General features: G+C 50.8%; 26 protein-coding genes. 25 read left to right on the top strand and 1 reads right to left on the bottom strand.

All coding sequences use genetic code 11. The annotated features are described in order from the left end of the window. Positions 1–32 precede the first annotated feature (32 nt). From IF205_RS13380 to cdiI, 13 genes are all read left to right on the top strand, one after another. Positions 33–365 carry a CdiI-like immunity protein gene (locus IF205_RS13380; RefSeq protein WP_259779862.1) on the top strand — a complete coding sequence of 111 codons (333 nt, stop codon included), beginning with the start codon at positions 33–35 and terminating at the stop codon, positions 363–365. 199 nt (positions 366–564) lie between these two features. Next, a complete protein-coding gene (locus IF205_RS13375; protein WP_259779861.1) occupies positions 565–1,869 on the top strand; it encodes a hypothetical protein in 1,305 nt (434 codons plus the stop codon). A 26-nt stretch (positions 1,870–1,895) separates the two neighbouring features. Next, complete coding sequence (locus tag IF205_RS13370) at positions 1,896–2,165, top strand: hypothetical protein (RefSeq protein ID WP_259779860.1); 270 nt, start codon at positions 1,896–1,898, stop codon at positions 2,163–2,165. A gap of 85 nt (positions 2,166–2,250) precedes the next feature. Further along, positions 2,251–2,535: a T6SS immunity protein Tdi1 domain-containing protein gene (locus tag IF205_RS13365; RefSeq protein ID WP_259779859.1), complete on the top strand. Its 285-nt coding sequence runs from the start codon at positions 2,251–2,253 to the stop codon at positions 2,533–2,535. A 52-nt stretch (positions 2,536–2,587) separates the two neighbouring features. Continuing rightward, complete coding sequence (locus IF205_RS13360; RefSeq protein WP_259779858.1) at positions 2,588–2,872, top strand: hypothetical protein; 285 nt, start codon at positions 2,588–2,590, stop codon at positions 2,870–2,872. A gap of 158 nt (positions 2,873–3,030) precedes the next feature. Beyond that, complete coding sequence (locus tag IF205_RS13355; RefSeq protein WP_259779857.1) at positions 3,031–3,438, top strand: hypothetical protein; 408 nt, start codon at positions 3,031–3,033, stop codon at positions 3,436–3,438. 5 nt (positions 3,439–3,443) lie between these two features. Beyond that, positions 3,444–3,857, top strand: coding sequence for a hypothetical protein (locus IF205_RS13350; RefSeq protein WP_259779856.1), 414 nt, complete (start codon positions 3,444–3,446; stop codon positions 3,855–3,857). A 716-nt stretch (positions 3,858–4,573) separates the two neighbouring features. Then, a complete protein-coding gene (locus IF205_RS13345; RefSeq protein ID WP_259779855.1) occupies positions 4,574–5,383 on the top strand; it encodes a hypothetical protein in 810 nt (269 codons plus the stop codon). 71 nt (positions 5,384–5,454) lie between these two features. Continuing rightward, a protein-coding gene (locus IF205_RS13340; RefSeq protein ID WP_259779310.1) for an IS5 family transposase occupies positions 5,455–6,230 on the top strand; the annotation gives its coding sequence in 2 pieces (ribosomal slippage) (positions 5,455–5,787 and positions 5,790–6,230; 774 coding nt in all). Between the two features lie 232 nt (positions 6,231–6,462). Beyond that, the gene (locus IF205_RS13335; RefSeq protein WP_259779854.1) at positions 6,463–6,741 is read left to right on the top strand and encodes a CdiA C-terminal domain-containing protein; all 279 of its coding nucleotides are present in this window, start codon (positions 6,463–6,465) and stop codon (positions 6,739–6,741) included. After that, on the top strand, positions 6,741–7,052 hold the full coding sequence (locus tag IF205_RS13330; RefSeq protein WP_259779853.1) for a CDI system immunity component: 312 nt from the start codon (positions 6,741–6,743) through the stop codon (positions 7,050–7,052). The genes IF205_RS13335 and IF205_RS13330 overlap by 1 nt, the downstream gene beginning before the upstream one ends. 128 nt (positions 7,053–7,180) lie before the next feature. Continuing rightward, entirely contained in the window at positions 7,181–7,393 is a 213-nt protein-coding gene (locus tag IF205_RS20680) for a CdiI-like immunity protein (protein WP_511261486.1), read from the top strand. Between the two features lie 47 nt (positions 7,394–7,440). Continuing rightward, positions 7,441–7,803 (top strand): ribonuclease toxin immunity protein CdiI, encoded by a 363-nt coding sequence (cdiI, locus tag IF205_RS13325; RefSeq protein WP_259779852.1) that lies wholly within the window; start codon positions 7,441–7,443, stop codon positions 7,801–7,803. 152 nt (positions 7,804–7,955) lie between these two features. Here cdiI and IF205_RS13320 read toward each other — a convergent pair whose 3' ends face one another. After that, a complete protein-coding gene (locus IF205_RS13320) occupies positions 7,956–8,126 on the bottom strand; it encodes a hypothetical protein (RefSeq protein ID WP_259779851.1) in 171 nt (56 codons plus the stop codon). A gap of 104 nt (positions 8,127–8,230) precedes the next feature. On the opposite strand from IF205_RS13320, the gene IF205_RS13315 reads away from it, so the two are divergent. The 12 genes from IF205_RS13315 to mdoH all read left to right on the top strand — a co-directional run bounded on the left by IF205_RS13315 (position 8,231) and on the right by mdoH (position 16,612). Next, positions 8,231–8,644, top strand: coding sequence for a hypothetical protein (locus IF205_RS13315; protein WP_259779850.1), 414 nt, complete (start codon positions 8,231–8,233; stop codon positions 8,642–8,644). Positions 8,645–8,934: 290 nt separating this feature from the next. Further along, positions 8,935–9,249, top strand: a complete 315-nt coding sequence (locus IF205_RS13310) for a hypothetical protein (RefSeq protein WP_259779849.1) — start codon at positions 8,935–8,937, stop codon at positions 9,247–9,249. Positions 9,250–9,469: 220 nt separating this feature from the next. Next, complete coding sequence (locus IF205_RS13305; protein ID WP_259779848.1) at positions 9,470–9,781, top strand: DUF3630 family protein; 312 nt, start codon at positions 9,470–9,472, stop codon at positions 9,779–9,781. A gap of 192 nt (positions 9,782–9,973) precedes the next feature. After that, positions 9,974–10,240 carry a Psi4 family immunity protein gene (locus IF205_RS13300; RefSeq protein WP_259779847.1) on the top strand — a complete coding sequence of 89 codons (267 nt, stop codon included), beginning with the start codon at positions 9,974–9,976 and terminating at the stop codon, positions 10,238–10,240. A 40-nt stretch (positions 10,241–10,280) separates the two neighbouring features. Next, entirely contained in the window at positions 10,281–10,544 is a 264-nt protein-coding gene (locus tag IF205_RS13295; RefSeq protein WP_259779846.1) for a hypothetical protein, read from the top strand. A gap of 53 nt (positions 10,545–10,597) precedes the next feature. After that, positions 10,598–10,936: a hypothetical protein gene (locus IF205_RS13290; RefSeq protein WP_259779845.1), complete on the top strand. Its 339-nt coding sequence runs from the start codon at positions 10,598–10,600 to the stop codon at positions 10,934–10,936. Positions 10,937–11,083: 147 nt separating this feature from the next. After that, the gene (locus IF205_RS13285) at positions 11,084–11,995 is read left to right on the top strand and encodes a hypothetical protein (protein ID WP_259779844.1); all 912 of its coding nucleotides are present in this window, start codon (positions 11,084–11,086) and stop codon (positions 11,993–11,995) included. Between the two features lie 2 nt (positions 11,996–11,997). Continuing rightward, a complete protein-coding gene (locus IF205_RS13280; protein WP_259779843.1) occupies positions 11,998–12,408 on the top strand; it encodes a hypothetical protein in 411 nt (136 codons plus the stop codon). A 267-nt stretch (positions 12,409–12,675) separates the two neighbouring features. Further along, positions 12,676–13,110 carry a hypothetical protein gene (locus IF205_RS13275; protein ID WP_259779842.1) on the top strand — a complete coding sequence of 145 codons (435 nt, stop codon included), beginning with the start codon at positions 12,676–12,678 and terminating at the stop codon, positions 13,108–13,110. Positions 13,111–13,177: 67 nt separating this feature from the next. Beyond that, positions 13,178–13,462 (top strand): T6SS immunity protein Tdi1 domain-containing protein, encoded by a 285-nt coding sequence (locus tag IF205_RS13270; RefSeq protein WP_259779841.1) that lies wholly within the window; start codon positions 13,178–13,180, stop codon positions 13,460–13,462. Positions 13,463–14,033: 571 nt separating this feature from the next. After that, positions 14,034–14,588, top strand: a complete 555-nt coding sequence (locus IF205_RS13265) for a hypothetical protein (protein ID WP_259779840.1) — start codon at positions 14,034–14,036, stop codon at positions 14,586–14,588. Further along, complete coding sequence (gene mdoH, locus IF205_RS13260; RefSeq protein WP_259779839.1) at positions 14,588–16,612, top strand: glucans biosynthesis glucosyltransferase MdoH; 2,025 nt, start codon at positions 14,588–14,590, stop codon at positions 16,610–16,612. Before IF205_RS13265 ends, mdoH begins: the two co-directional genes overlap by 1 nt. Positions 16,613–16,708: the final 96 nt, after the last annotated feature.

Below are 16,708 nucleotides of genomic sequence, written 5' to 3'. Positions count from 1 at the left end.
GTCGGCCACATTCAACCACTGAGGTAACAGCAATGAACTCTAGTGATGTAAATGCAACGATGGACGCTGGTTTGGAGGAATTCGCTCGGGCTCAGGCAAAGGTGAACCAATGCCTTGAGGCCTATAGGCGCGAGTGCCAACGGCTAATTGAAGAGATTAGTGCCGGCTCTCGTTCTTATGCCGAGAAAAGATTCGATATGCTCTTTGAAATAACAGGCAGGTTATCGAAGGCGTGGTTTGTCCTTGATATCGATATAGGGGCTGATCTAAAGACAGTTGTGCGCGAGTTTGAACGCCTTCATGAGCCGCATACCCGCGATTACTGGTACAAACAATTTCGCTTGGGAGATAGATGGCCCGCCTGAATTGCTGTGAAGTGCTCTCCTTTTTTGGACCACCCGGCTGGGTGATTTTCCGGGGTTATGGCTCATGCGGGCAATTGCCCGCATGAGCCGGACAGCATAGCCACCGGTGGTTTGTTGCTGATGACGTGTTGATCGCCCTCCTCACCCGCATCTTCAGCAATCCGGTAATGAAGGAAAGCTGAGGGCTTTCTGGTGGCGTGTGGCGTGTGGCCGGTGGCATGAACACGCCCTGGCGGGTGCAGGACCCCTGATCGCCGAAGTCGTCCGCTATGTTAACGCCAGGCACTGGTTCGCCCTTGAGGTCCAGGAGGAAAGGCGTGGCGCGGTCAGTCTTGAGCAGGAACGCAGACAGGCGGATATCCGGCCAGCGGTGATCGGCCCCTGCTCCGGGGATATCGGCAGCCTCAGTCTGGAAGAGAAATTCTCGATTGCCTTCAGGAAAGTGCCCGATCATCTGGAGGAGGGTTTTCGCGACAGTTTCCGCAACCTGATATCACCCGCCGCGATCGGGTTTACGGTGGCGACGACGGTGGCGATTGCGGGCCTGTCGGTCGCCAGTGGCGGCACGGCGGTGCCGGTGATCATCGCCATCGGCTATGCGTTGGTAGGCTGGGCGATCTTCAACGCCGTGGGGGACCTGATCGATACCTTCCTGCTGGTCCATAACGCCACCGACGAGCGGGACCTGGACCGCGCTGCAACCAAACTGGCCAGTGCCGCTGCCGAACTCACCGTCGGTGTGCTGATCACCCTGCTCACCCGCGGCGCCGGGCGCCTCGGCGTCGGCGGCAAAAGCCGGGTAAGGGCTAATCAAACAAACGAATTTGAAACCGTCCCGCCCAGCCGGGAAGGCGTGCAGGTCGCCGTCGATACCGAGGGGCAGGTCTACAAACTCACCGAAAAAAACACCAGCGACGACCGCCCGATCTTCGAGACGCAGAGCGGCGGAAGCACGGCGCATACGGTGCTCAACGACATTCCGTCTGGGAATGGGGTGATAAGTCAACCGAACCTAAATGAAAATATCCCTATCTCCACTGCAATTAACAACCGAGTTAGGCTGGTCGACGCCGACAAATTATCGCCGGACGTAATTGATACGTTCAAAAGCGGGAGCTATGTGACTGTAGAGACGACAAATAATGTAACGTTGTATCGAAAATTTGGTGGAGGAACTAACCAAGCAAAAATTGATGGTGGGTTTGCATCTACTACCCAAAATGCAGGTAGGGAAGAAACAGCGGTATATCCTTCTTGGAATTCAATGAGATTTGAAGCTGAGATTGAGGTTCCCCCTGGCCAAAAGCTAAATATCGGCAGAGTTGCAGAGCAACCAGTAAATTCCGAATCCCCCAAATACAGGGGCAACGCGGATCAAATTCTACTTCCCAGAAATTATCCTACGGAATGGATTAGAAACGTACGAGATGGCCAGACAGGAAGAGTCTATACTATTGATGAGTTTAGAGCAGAATTTCCCGATCAGTTTAGGAGTGGGCAATAGTGACTAGGGAGGGCAAGGAAAATCCGATGGATCGTCTATCGACTTTACTCGACGACATCATTCTCAAATTAAGTAAAAACGAAGGAGATACATCAAAAAACTATATTCACCTTTGGAAGGCAAAGAATATTTTGGACAACAAAAACTCGAAGGGGATTAAAAATATAAAACGACATCTTTTTATGGATTTTCGTATGATACGTGACAACCAAGTTGATGACGCTGATTTGTCCGAAAAAATGGATGAAGCGTATACTCTTGCAGCGGCATTGTCAGAGGGCCGTGCACCTGAGTGAATTTAGCCCATCCAGTAACGACAGGAGGCGACTTTGTCAGACAAAGCCGCGCCAGTCTCGAAAGGTCGATGCACCAAATCTAGAAATGGCTTTCGGTCTAGATCTGGATGATGCTGCTGCCAAGGCCATAAACGCCTACGACGAAGACGACAAGCCGCTCTTCGCACGCACCAAGAAGAAGCTCGGAGCCTTGGAGCCGGGCGAGTGCTATGGCTTTTTCCCGGCGCTTGCCATGGGCGGAGCCCCGAAACTGGAAAACCTCAAACGTGTGCAGGCATTGGAGCATTTCCTGTTCCTGGCCCAATTGCAGCAATTCACCCTGGTCGATTTCCTCTCCCGCCCGATCCGCGAGGTTCGGTTGATCGGGTAGTTCCTGCGGCAACCTAGGCAACCTGATATCACCCGCCGCAATTGGATTTACGGTGGCGACGACGGTGGCGATTGCGGGCGTGTCGGTCGCCAGTGGCGGCACGGCGGTGCCGGTCATCATTGCGATTGGTTATGCGTTGGTAGGCTGGGCGATCTTCAACGCCGTGGGGGATCTGATCGATACCTTCCTGCTGGTCTATAACGCGACCGATGAACGGGACCTGGACCGGGCGGGGCCAAACTGGCCAGCGCCGCAGCAGAACTTACCGTCGGTGTGCTCATCGCCCTGCTCACCCGCGGGGCCGGACGCCTCGGCGTCGGCGGCAAAAGCCGGGTAAGGGCTAATCAAACAAACGAATTTGAAACCGTCCCGCCCAGCCGGGAACGGATTGACGCCCCCAGGGAAGTGGAATCCCCTCGGGCGGTCCGGGAGGCGGCGGAGCAAAGCAAAATCACACGTCCAGGCAAAACATTTCGTCCAGCGAGCCCTGTGCATGTGAGCGATGCTCATAGAGCAAATACCATCACGGCAAGCACCCGATTTGGTGGTGGAAATCGCAATACGCCCAAGACTATTGCTCGGGGCGATATTGATCTTGAGGCCGACATAGCTGAGATCAATGCGGGACAAGCTAAAATATTGGAAAATGGTCATGTCCAGGCATCATCTGGACGTATTTTTGGGACACATAGCGATGGCAGAGCTGCCATCTATCCCATTTCGGGGCCCGGACTGGTTAACCTTTCTCAAGCAGAGTTCAATATTTTTAGGCAAATGACGCGTACTGGCGGCTTGAAGGGCCATGCACGCCGCGCATTTGATGGCATGGTCAGATCAGGTAATTCGGGTTTAGATATGACATCGAAGCAACGGCTGATCGACCTCTTTGAAAGCAGGAAATAGTGTAGATGATGTTGGAAATAAATATAGAGAAACATTGCGATTTTGACAGCCTGAAAGAGGTTGTATCTGTTGCAACGAATATCCCAAAGATTAACATACTATCGGACTATGATTATTGGGAGCTAGATGATTTTAAAAATTGCCTCGGCCTGGAAATTGCTCATGGCGGGGGTGACTTTGAAACCTTGTTGACACTGCATGAAAACCTAGATTGCAACAGGGACATTTTGGCTTTAGGGGAAAGTGTTGCAGCACAGCTTAATTGCAAAATAGCAATCCCTTATTCGAGCGCTGGCTTTGATGCTCCCTCGGATAAACTGCTGATATTCTGTCCTGATGGAAATAAATTGGAGGGTTTCGGGGAAAACTCTGACGGAAAGTTTGTCGTCAACTCAATTTCTCGATCCCATATTGACTGAACTGATATCCATGATCGTCGAAATTCCAGAGTCCGCCGATTTTCAGGCTGCATTTGGTTGTAATGGAGGCGTTGATCCGGACCTGATACAATCCTATGAGTTCATTGATAAAAGCGGAAAAAAAATTACGACTGACTTTTGGAGAAGTCGATTGTTCTTTTGGCCTGTCAGTTTACCAGGACGGGAAGGAAACCACCCGCGTCTATGATGAGTTTCTTAGCCGCGTGAAAATTTGCGAAGATAAGCAAGCGGTTGAAGTTTATTTGACTGGGCCTACTACACAATTTTGGGAAATCGTCGTATGGCCGGAAATATGCGTATCTGTGACACGGATGAAGTAGGGGGGGCTTGTTTTAGAAACCGAAACTATTCTGCAAAGCCAGATCAGACACAGATCAGATAAACAATCTGGCCAGGCGTGCCCGGCGGGATTTCTCATTAATGTCTAGGGCAGGGTCTATCAAACGGCCTAGACCTGTTTCCAAACAGAGTGACCGACCATCTGGCGTCCTATTAGGTGCCGAGCAAATTCCCTTTGCGGAAATCCGCCCGGCATCCGCAAAGGGAATTTCTGCTCTCAACGTAAAGTTCCAAATAAAACAGGGTCTTACCCGCTTACCCGAAAAACGGGAAAAAGCCGTTTTTTCCTGAGATTCTGCACAAGGCCTTCCGGCAGGGTTGAAGCCATCGCTTTATCTTTCCGGGGGAATGCTTTGATGGTGCCATCCGACGCCGTTGAATTGCGGGGCAGCGGCAGCTACCTGCTGATCGGCCGCCGTTTGAGCTTTGGCCAGTTGTCCTCGCGTGGTCATCGCATGCCGGGGGTGGTTGGCGATCCGCACCGTCTGGCGGACCTCATGCGCCGCTATCTTCAGCAATCCGGTAATGAAGGAAAGCTGAGGGCTTTCTGGTGGCGTGTGGCCGGTGGCATGAACACGCCCTGGCGGGTTCAGGACCTGATCGCCGAAGTCGTGCGCTATGTCAGCGCCGGGCACTGGCTCGCCCTTGAGGTCCAGGAGGAAAGGCGTGGCGCGGTCAGTCTTGAGCAGGAACGCAGACAGGCGGATATCCGGCCAGCGGTGATCGGCCCCTGCTCCGGGGATATCGGCAGCCTCAGCCTGGAAGAGAAATTCTCGATTGCCTTCAGGAAAGTGCCCGATCATCTGGAGGAGGGTTTTCGCGACAGTTTCCGCAACCTTATATCACCTGCCGCGATCGGGTTTACGGTGGCGACGACGGTGGCGATTGCGGGCGTGTCGGTCGCCAGTGGCGGCACGGCGGTGCCGGTCATCATTGCGATTGGTTATGCGTTGGTGGGCTGGGCGATCTTCAACGCCGTGGGGGACCTGATCGATACCTTCCTGCTGGTCTATAACGCGACCGATGAACGGGACCTGGACCGGGCGGCGACCAAACTCGCCAGCGCCGCAGCAGAACTTACCGTCGGTGTGCTCATCACCCTGCTCACCCGCGGCGCCGGGCGCCTCGGCGTCGGCGGCAAAAGCCGGGTACGGACTAGGCCGTAAACTCATAAACAGGATTCCCCTTTCGGTCTTGATGTGATTCATGTCTCTTGTTGCCGAACGAGGGAGTTTTCATGAGCCGCCGCCGCTACGAACTGACAGATTTCGAATGGTCGATTATCGCACCTTTGCTGCCGAACAAGCCGCGCGGGGTACCACGTGTCGATGACCGGCGGGTGCTGAACGGCATTCTGTGGCGGTTCCGGGCAGGCACGCCTTGGGCGGAGATACCGGAGCGTTACGGCCCCCATACGACCTGCTACAATCGCTTCGTCCGCTGGCGCAAGGCCGGGGTATGGGATCGGCTTTTGGAGGCAATCTCAGCGGCTTACGACAGCGACATCGTCATGATCGACAGTAGTTGCGTCCGGGTCCATCAGCATGGTGCGACCGGTAAAAAGGGGGATCTGACGATGGCTGCATGGGCCGTTCCCGGGGTGGACTGACGACCAAGATCCATGCCCTTGTCGACGCTGAAGGTCGGCCGGTGAAACTGGCCCTCACGCCGGGGCAAGCTCATGACGGCCGATCAGCGGAGGGCCTGCTCAAAGACTTGAAGGAGGGGGCCATCCTGCTGGCCGACCGGGCCTATGACAGTGACGCCATCCGCGCCCTTGCCGACGCGCGCAAGGCCTGGGCCAATATTCCGCCAAAACGGAACCGCAAAAAGACCTTCGCCTTCTCAAGCTGGGTCTATCGCCAGCGCAACCTCGTCGAGCGCTTCTTCAACAAGCTCAAGCAATTCCGGGGCATCGCCACGCGATACGACCGTAACCCAGAGAATTTCCTGGCTGCCGTCAAGCTCGCTTCATGCCGCATCTGGATCAGAAGTTATGAGTCTGCGGCCTAGTCAAACAAACGAATTTGAAACCGTCCCGCCCAGCCGGGAACGCCTTGAGGCCCCGAGGGATGTGGAACCCACCCGAACGGTCCGGGAGGGGGACGAGTTGGGCGTTGCCCCTAAAATCCGACGGCCACGAGGTACGCGTACAAAAATTTCAGAGAATTTAGATGAAGCTACGCGTAGATCGCTAATCTGAGAGAATGAAAGCGCAGATGCGCTTGCACGTGAGGGCTTCGATGTGGAGCAAAACCCGATCGTCGATGGGCCCAAGAATCCCGATTTTAGAATAGATGGGAAAATCTATGATAATTACGCCCCAGAAACCAGCAGCCCTCGAAATATTTGGAAGGTGGTAAACAATAAGGTGACGTCTGGGCAAGCTGATAACATTGTCTTGAATTTGGCTGACAGTGACATCGATATAGAGGTACTTCGCCGCCAGTTCGATGATTGGCCAATTGACGGCTTGAACGATCTAAAAATCATCTCATCCGACGGTTATTTGGGGAATTTGTAATGTCTTTAGATTACTCTGTGTATTCAACTCTTTCCAAAAACGAGTTGGAAAATCAAGTTAACGATTTCATCGCAAAAAGAACTGAAAAGAAATTTTTCCCATATCATTCTGTAAATGAGGTGGACGGAATGGATTTGGAAATACTTGATGAGATGGGCATTGCTGGGAAGTACTTGAGCTATGCCTATATCAGGCTGAATAAAGATTTTGCAGAGGAGGCAACGAACGCCTTAAAGTTATTTAGAGACACGTATTTAGGAAAAGGCGAGTCAGTGTTTTTGCTGAATGGTGAGCACGAGCTTTCTGAGTGAATATCCCACTCAATTTCAACTAAAACAGTATCCTGATGGGAAATTTGGAGCGCTATGACCAGGCACTTAGCGGTATTCGTCAATGTCTTCCGGCATATGAAAACAAATGTGCCGATTAAATTTCTTAGATCGGAGCATGTCAGTCTTTAGATGCTGCGAACATGCATTTTGATGCTCTTCTGGATATGCAAACCACATTGTCAGGACTTCTATTTTCCCGGAACATCGATATCGGGAAGAAGTTGACTGTACCCACGAAGGAATTTGATCGTTTAGATGATCCCTATCTTCGAGAGTATTGGTTCAAGCGCTTCAGGTCTGGTGAACGGTGGCCTGCGTGACTTTGGTTCCGCAGCGATGACCGCAAGTGTTTTTCGGGAACTTTAGCATGATTGCACGTCTGAAACTGAATATTGAACGGTACCCCGTAGAGGCGTTTTTTAATCGCCTTAGTCATGAGCAGTTCACGTCAGCGCTAAGGAACTTTTCAAATGGCCGGGGATATAATCCAGAAGATTTGACCTGTTTCTTTCCCGCAGATGTTGTTGAGGATGAGGGGGGAGAAGAAGGAGATTATGACTATATTGAATTCTGGGAATATTCTGGAAACCAAGAAGTCCGATTAAAGTTTCATGAATTTATAGAAATTTTGAAACAGGCGTCTCTGTCTGAAATAGATTTGAATTCCGGTTCAGAGAACGAGATCAGGGATCTCATTTCAAAAACAGAAAACTATTTGAAAACCATATAATCTTAATGCGCAGCCACAATACATTACCTAACACCGGTCACTCCGGGTTAGGACTGGATTGGGTTGCCGGTCAGGCGAGAGTTGCCGTTCATCGTTTTTGAAACGCCAAAAGCCCCGGGCCATGTTTGTTGTAGCCCGGGGCCTTTCGTCAGTTAGTAGCTGTATTCCCGATAGATCTGGGTGATGTCGCCGTTCCAGTCATATTGGAAGCGCTCCGCCAGAAGCTGGGCCTGGGTGCGGCCGCTGTCGGCCACGCGATGCAGCGTGTTGAGGTAATATTCCTCCGTCTCGCCATCCCAGTTCTGCTTGTTGCGGCGGGACATGCACGCCGCGCATTTGATGGCATGGTCAGATCAGGTAATTCGGGTTTAGATATGACATCGAAGCAACGGCTGATCGACCTCTTTGAAAGCAGGAAATAGTGTAGATGATGTTGGAAATAAACATAGAGAAACATTGCGATTTTGACAGCATGAAAGAGGTTGTATCTGTTGCAACGAATATCCCAAATATTAACGTACTATCGGACTATGATTATTGGGAGCTAGATGATTTTAGAAATTGCCTCGGCCTGGAAATTGCTCATGGCGAGGGTGACTTTGAAACCTTGTTGACACTGCATGAAAACCCAGATTGTAACAGGAACGTTTTGGCTTTAGGGGAAAGTGTTGCAGCACAGCTTAATTGGAAAATAGCAATCCCTTATTCGAGCGCTGGCTTTGACGCTCCCTCGGATAAACTGCTGATATTCTGTCCTGATGGAAATAAATTGGAGGGTTTCGGGGAAAACTCTGACGGAAAGTTTGTCGTCAACTCAATTTCTCGATCCCATATTGACTGAACTGATATCCATCCATGATCGTCGAAATTCCAGAGCTCGCCGATTTTCAGGCTGCATTTGGTTGTTATGGAGGCATTGATCCTGACCTGATACAATCCTATGAGTTCATTGATAAAAGCGGGAAAAAATTACGACTGACTTTTGGAGAAGTCGATTGTTCTTTTGGCCTGTCAGTTTACCAGGACGGTTGTGGTCCGAAACCCAGGTGCTATTGACGGGGGGACGGCCTTCCAGCCTCAAGACTGGAAAAAATACGTTTCACAATTACCGACAAGAACGGAGCCCTATCAATGAATGGCGAGAAAACGATCTCACAAGATAATTATCTTATGAATGCCATTAAGGAGAGCCTCGAAGAACTTGAGACGAGTGGGGATATAGTGATTTGTTCCACCACAGCAAACATTCCTGCGAGACTCCTATGTGATAGGCTTAGTAGCTTGGTTCCCTTTGATAAGCTTAGCACGTCGGAACTTATTGGCTTGAGAGCCTTGGTGGTTCAAGCGATTGGGAACAAGCGTTTTTTTGACTGGGAAATGCCAACACTTACCGGATTTAAAGCTGAGGAATTTGAACGAATTGCAGAAAAGTTGCCAAAGGGCTGACTGGTAGAAAACCGATGGCACTGTCAGACAAAAGCCGAACCAGTCTTGACAGGCTCGCCCTCGCCAATTTTAGACAGGCAGTTGACGCTACTCAGCCGTTGCTGCCGAGCGAATTATCTTGAAACCGGTTCGGGAGATGAAGTTTGGCATGATGTTTTGCATGGATCACAGCGTTCAAATGCTGGGGTTGACGCAGCGTTAGGATTATCGAGGTAAAACAATGAATAAGCCCAAAAATGTTGTCTTCTCTGAAGAAGTAGGGCAGCCACTTGAAGTGGATATATACGCTGTACCCGGTTGGGATGGTTTCGACAAATTAATTGAATTTCTGAAAAATGAGTACTCAGTTGAGGTTATCAATCGCATTGATGGTCCTGATGCTAGATGCTGGGTCCTTCGGTCGGATGGGGAAGAGTTTGAGTTAAGACATGAGGATCCTTACGGAAACTCAATTGTCGCTTCTACAGTTGCTAGCGAGGATATAGTAAGAAAAATTGGTTTGGATCTGCAGGAGAGGCTAAAGCATCTTTAGGATTTGAGGTCGAATTCCTCTTTTTCATAACAGTTGCATGAAAAGCCCTCCACTCTACTGGATACCCGAATATGGCTTTATCTCCCGCAACGGCCAACTGGCGGGGAGTGTCATTCTCCGCATCGGCCACTCCCTGGTGGGCCTGAATCTCAATACACAACAATTTCACCAGATACTTACGGTCTCAAAGTTATGAGCGACTTACGCAATTGCATAGACCTAGTTAAACAATTTGTATCAGGAGAAATAAGTGCTTCGGATTTTGAGACGTCCTATCTTAAAATATTCTCCAGCGAGGAAGCCATTTTTCCTGAAGCAGAATTCAGTGTTCTGAATAAGCTTTTTACTGATGTAGATGCATTTTGCTCGGATGTTCATCTGCGGGATGAGGACGACATAGGAGAAGAAGAACTTCTGGAATGTGCCCAAGAAGCGCTTAAGAAATTATCCAAAATGTAGACAAACTGGTACGGGCTTCAACTAGGCTTTAGGGTGGGATATGCGGATCAAGCAATGGAAAAGTTCTCAAAATGCCGAATGTAATGCAGCTAGGGACTATCTTAAAGACTTGGGGTTGCTAATAAAAGACCTCGCCCTAGAGGCGAAGACACAGTCAGTGGAGAAATCTACTGATTTTTCAATTGGGTATATGGCGGGCTTTCATCGCGTAGTCTCGCTAATGCAGCAACAGGCAGAGACGTTCGGAATATCTATGGAAGACATTGGGTTGGAGAATATTGATCCTGATAAAGAACTCGTCTGATTTTTTGCAGGTTTTCTTCCCTTGAAACGGACCATCTCAGGAAAATTCCCACTTTGAATTCAACCCAATGTGAAATTCCAGAGCCCGCCGATTTTCAGGCTGCATTTGGTTGTAATGGAGGCGTTGATTCGGACCTGATACAATCCTATGAGTTCATTGATAAAAGCGGGAAAAAATTACGACTGACTTTTGGAGAAGTCGATTGTTCTTTTGGCCTGTCAGTTTACCAGGACGGGAAGGAAGCCACCCGCGTCTATGACGAGTTTCTTTACCGCGTGAAAATTTGCGAAGAGAAGCAAGCGGTTGAAGTTTATTTGACTGGGCCTACTACACAATTTTGGGAAATCGTCGTATGGCCGGAAATATGTGTATCTGTGACACGGATGAAGTAGGGGGCTTGTTTTAGAAACCGAAACTATTCGGCAAAGCCAGATCAGACACAGATCAGATAAACAATCCCGCCAGGCATGCCCGGCGGGATTTCTCATTAATGTCTAGGGCAGGGTCTATCAAACGACCTAGACCTGTTGCCAAATAGAGTGACCGACCATCTGGAAGAAAGCGTCCGCGCCAGCTTTCGCAACCTGATATCACCCGCCGCAATTGGATTTACGGTGGCGACGACGGTGGCGATTGCGGGCGTGTCGGTCGCCAGTGGCGGCACGGCGGTGCCGGTGATCATCGCCATCGGCTATGCGTTGGTAGGCTGGGCGATCTTCAACGCCGTGGGGGACCTGATCGATACCTTCCTGCTGGTCTATAACGCGACCGATGAACGGGACCTGGACCGGGCGGCGACCAAACTCGCCAGCGCCGCCGCCGAGCTTACCGTCGGTGTGCTCATCACCCTGCTCACCCGCGGGGCCGGACGCCTCGGCGTCGGCGGCAAAAGCCGCTCGAAGTTCGGCAAAACGGAAGAACTGGAAACCGTCCCGTCCAGCCGCGAAGGCGTCCAGGTCGCCGTCGATACCGAGGGGCAGGTCTACAAATTCACCGAAAAAACCACCAGCGACGACCGCCCGATCTTCGAGACGCAGAGCGGCGGAAGCACGGCGCATACGGTGCTGGATGATATCCCGTCTGGGAATGCCGGAGTGTCGACGTCAACGCACAGTGAATTGACAGAAACAGTTTGGGATAATGTAACTGCAACGGCAAATAATCTGCCAAATACACACATACCAGCTACATTTAGGTTGAAGTCAGGTGACATGGAATTCTATGTCAATTCCAACGCGACCAAACATATGGGGGAGTATCTTCAAAATTCGGCAAATCCACTAAATGATCAAACATTGTTGCGTAGTTTTTCCTCCGTAGTGGATAGAATCGCGTCTAATGGAAGTATACAGTTTGGGAAAATGTATAATATTGATGGGTGGGAGATAATCTTCAGCCAGCGCGATGGTGACCTTCTTCCCGTAGTAAAACATGCTCTATATAGGCCCTAGATATGGATTTTTATCTGAATTTAGAAAAGATTAGTATTCATTTTGAAATGTTGGAGGTTGATGAAAACGACACAAACTCAATTCGTTTTCAGGTCAACGTCAAGCTTGACCATTCAACTGGCAGCTTTTCGTATTCGGCCAATGATATTTGGATTGATACAGAAATGTGGGATGCCTTCGAGAGGCAAGTAAGCCAAAACCTTGAGGAAGCAGCACGTTTTTATGACCAAAGTAACTATTTCGAGATTCATCTTACGAAGGACTATCAAAACATTTACTTCGTTTTAATTGCCAAGGAGCCCTTGGTTCCTAAGGGGCAGATAGCCCTGGAGTCCGAACAGAAGCTAGATATAGATGGACCATTTATTGAGGAGCTTAGAGAAAGTCTGAAGTCGTTCCCAAAGTTCTGGTGACTAGCAGGCTAAATCCATTACAGGGTATTGTCACACTAACTCACGTGTGAGACGTGCTGGTGATAGGGAGCGTTTATGAATTGGGCTAATGGGATTCTCCGGCTCCACAAATTCGACACCAGCATCATAGCCGCTGCCAAGGTGGAGGGGCGGTTCATCCCATTAGCTCAGTCGCTATGTTTACGATCCGCGACTAAGCAAAATCGCAATTCCGGAAGGGGATTGGAGGCGGATGATTGAAGGTCTTAACCCTGGGGCAATTATCAAATGACGGGTCGTGAAGTAATTGATGTTCTCCAACGTTACTATTCACTTTCGTGGTACAGGTGCAGAAATCTAAGTGATAGCAGTCAAGCCAAGTACCCGCCTGTGATTGTCTGGAGATATAATGCTGACGAAATGGAATCAGACGAATTGTTTTTGGCGGAAAAGGCTGTTCAAAAGGCCGTCTTTTCCTACACTGGCGAGGTTGATTGGGTTCTGTACTTTACTGGCAGGAACTGGGTTCTGGTTCCTAAAGAAGTAAAAGAGATCGAAGATTCTGGTGAATATCGTGTGGACATGGAAATATTAATAGCCTTGGGTGAAAAAGACCCAGGATTCGGCGTGAAAGAAAATCAAGATTTGGTACAGCTTGCACGACATATAGAAAAATGTCTTGCCAATAAAAATGAAACGCATTTGGGGGAATCCCAGAGTTGACTTCCGATAGGGCATTGTCAGACAAAAGCCGCGCCAGTCTCGAAAGGTCGATGCACCAAATCTAGAAATGGCTTTCGGTCTAGATCTGGATGATGCTGCTGCCAAGGCCATAAACGCCTACGACGAAGACGACAAGCCGCTCTTCGCACGCGCCAAGAAGAAGCTCGGAGCCTTGGAGCCGGGCGAGTGTTATGGCTTTTTCCCGGCGCTTGCCATGGGCGGAGCCCCGAAACTGGAAAACCTCAAACGTGTGCAGGCATTGGAGCATTTCCTGTTCCTGGCCCAATTGCAGCAATTCACCCTGGTCGACTTCCTTTCTCGCCCAGTCCGGGAAGTGCGGTTGATCGGGTAGCTTTCTCGACAGCCTGTTTCCTCTGACAGCGTCAAAGTGAGCGTTAAGTCGTCCGCTATGTCAGCGCCGGGCACTGGCTCGCCCTTGAGGTCCAGGAGGAAGGGCGCGGCGCGGTCAGTCTTGAGCAGGAACGCAGACAGGCGGATAACCGGCGTCTTCGACGTCGGTGGTGGCAGGCCCCCGCAACCATCACAAAGCCCTACACCATAGGTGTGGGGCTTCTTCTGTTCATACGAGGGAAAGGGAGGGAAGGATGCCTATGCGATAGGTGTTGTGCTACCGTCAACCACGATCTCGGCTCCTGACAATGATCCGGCGCGTCGAGAGGCCAGGGTAATAAAGGCAGTCTTGGGGAAATATTCCGGCGAAATTGTGTCGGATGTATTGAATTTCGGTTTGCATAATCAAAAAATCATTAATTTTTGGCTAAAAAACAAGAGCTTACGGGAAGTTTTACATTTCAGACCGGTATACTCAATGCGATCGGAGCCTTGATGGCTGCTTGGAACTTTCCTGCCTCTCATCCGTCTTTCGTTACGAACTCAGCCGCTTTGTACGAGGAGGTTGGTGGTTGTTCGAGAAGAAAGAGGAGAGCCTTATGCCAAATATCTCTAATGAGGCTTGCAGCCAATATAAGGATCAACACGGCCACGGTGACGAATGCTTTTGGCAGGAGGCTGCCAGTCTGCTGGAGAAATATTTTGCTCATCTAGGCGTGCAGGATGCGACCTTACAAACTGTTCTCGTCGTGGAGACATTGGGGCGCGCCGTGGAAAGCAAGCATCCGGCCACGATGCCACTGATCATGCTGACGGCGGATCGGTTGCTTGATGAAAAATGCGGGCAATGTGATGAGTTGGAGGTGCCCTACCGGTTGGAGTTGGCGCTTGCTTCTTCTCCTAAAAAACAGAACGCTCTGTTTGATCGACCAGCAGAATTGGAAGCGTATTCCGTCTTGCGCTGTTTGCCGGGAAACGAAGCGCCGCTAAAGATGCCGACGCAGATTGTCGTTTTCCCAATGGCGTCGGCTCGAACTGTTTTTTCCCGATTATACATGCGTTTGCGCAGTCTCGTGACGCAGCCAGGAGAAGCCCATGCCGGTAAGCAGGCAGGGCCCGTCAACTAATGAATCAGAGCATCAACACGCCCGACCGATACAGGCTTTTGCTGCGCGTCATCTATGCTGTGCTATCTATTGGATCGACGGTTGCCGGTGCATGGGGGGCAACTGCCCTCTTAGGCTTGAAGCTTGAGGGAATTCAAGGGCAAGGGATTCCGGCGTTGATCCTCTTGTTGAGTTTCACGCTGCTTTTCGGTTGGATTTGCACCAATTTCTGGATCGCATTGATCGGCTTTATCAGCGTAATTCTTGCAAAGTTTCGCTGCCGAACAAGGGATTTCGGCCTGGAACGGTGCAATGGCCGCACGGCAATTGTGATCCCGATCTATAATGAGGATGTTGACCGGGTCGCGTCCGGTGTACAGGCGATGTTGGCGTCACTTCAGCGTTGCGGTTGGCTGGATCATTTCGACCTCTACCTGCTCAGCGACAGCACCGATCAGGAAATATGGCTAGAAGAGGAAAAGGCCTGGGCCGATATCTGTCGTTCGTCGTTATATCGCAACAAGGTATTTTACCGCCGAAGGATAAAAAACGAGCAGCGCAAAAGTGGGAATATCAAGGAATTTCTGGAACGCTTTGGAGCGCTTTATCGTTACATGGTGGTACTTGATGCGGACAGTCTCATGGACGGCCGCACACTTGCGGAAATGGTTCGCCGGATGGAGGCGAATCCCAGGTTGGGGCTGCTTCAGACTTGGCCGCAAGTTCTTGCCGGCGACACGCTGTTTGCCCGGATGCAGCAGTTTGCTTCCTGGGTCTATGGCCGGCCGCTTGCGTTTGGTATGGCGGCACTGTTTGGGGCACAGGGTAACTACTGGGGGCATAACGCCATCATCAGGATCGAAGCATTTGTCGAATCCTGTGGGTTGCCGATGCTACCGGGGAAGGAACCGCTTGGGGGTGAAATCCTCAGTCATGACTTTGTAGAAGCAGCCCTGTTGGTGCGCCGGGGGTGGGAGGTCCGTCTGGCTCCTGACCTGGGAGGAAGCTTTGAAGAAGTGCCAACCAATCTGCAGCAAAGCCTCATGCGGGATCGTCGGTGGTGTCAGGGCAATCTGCAACATGGTTGGTTGCTGTTGGCCAAGGGCTTTCATCCGATGTCCCGAATGACATTCTTTACAGGGATCATGGCCTATTTGACGGCACCTCTATGGCTTCTCTTCGTAGTAGCAACGATTGTTGTTGCAGCCCGAAGCAACACTATTTTCGATCCGGAACTAACCCTGACATCCTTGTCCGGCGATGCTTGGGCATTGCGCCCACTTTGGGGAGATGAGTTGATCTCTCTTCTTCTCCTTGGTGGAACGTTGCTGTCATTGTTCGGACCCAAGTTGTTGGGCCTTATATTGGCAATAATCGAATCTCCTAAAAATATCGTTGGAATTCTGTCAGGTGTTTTGCTTGAGACGGTTTTGTCTGTTTTGCAGGCGCCCGTTGTGATGATGCGCCACAGCCAATTTATTTTTTGCCTGTTCACCGGGCGTGGGGTTCGCTGGGATGCACAACAGCGTGACGTTGACCGTGTTCGATGGGGAGAGGCGGTTAGGGCGAACTGGGACATAACCTTGGTTGGGCTCGGGCTGCTTGCTGCGGTAATTCATTGGACCCCCGCTGCGTTGGTTTGGATATCTCCCATTGCCGCAGGGTCGATACTGTCCATTCCGATGACTGTTTTGACGGCGCATGGTGGCGTCGGACGATATCTGCGTGTGAAGCGGATTTTCAGTATACCTGCAGAATACCGGCCCAGCCTTATGCTGCGGCATGTGGCGCATTTGCGTCTGGCCCGTGAAGCCATGCCGAAAGGGGATATTGTCCGTGCCGTGATTGAAGACCCGGTCATGAATGCAATCCATCGCTTTGTGCTGTCGAACATGCAATCCGATGCTGATCTGATGACCCAGGCCAGCAATGAAAACAACTGGCTGAATTCGCCGTCGCGGGTGAAGGAAGAGCATCTTAAATTCTGGTCTGGCAACACCGCGAATGTACAGGAACAACCGCCGGAAAGCGGGCGCCGGTCATGACACACCTTTCGAATGCCCCATTGTTGACACGAAACCGTCGAAATGACGCGGCTTTGTCGCGCGAGACTCCTGCGCATGATGTGTTGGTTGGCTCCA

Origin of the sequence: Aestuariispira ectoiniformans (assembly GCF_025136295.1) — a bacterium.
GTDB classification, from domain to species: domain Bacteria; phylum Pseudomonadota; class Alphaproteobacteria; order UBA8366; family Aestuariispiraceae; genus Aestuariispira_A; species Aestuariispira_A ectoiniformans.
Note: the sequence above shows the minus strand (reverse complement) of the source record. Positions and strands in the feature narration are given on the sequence as shown.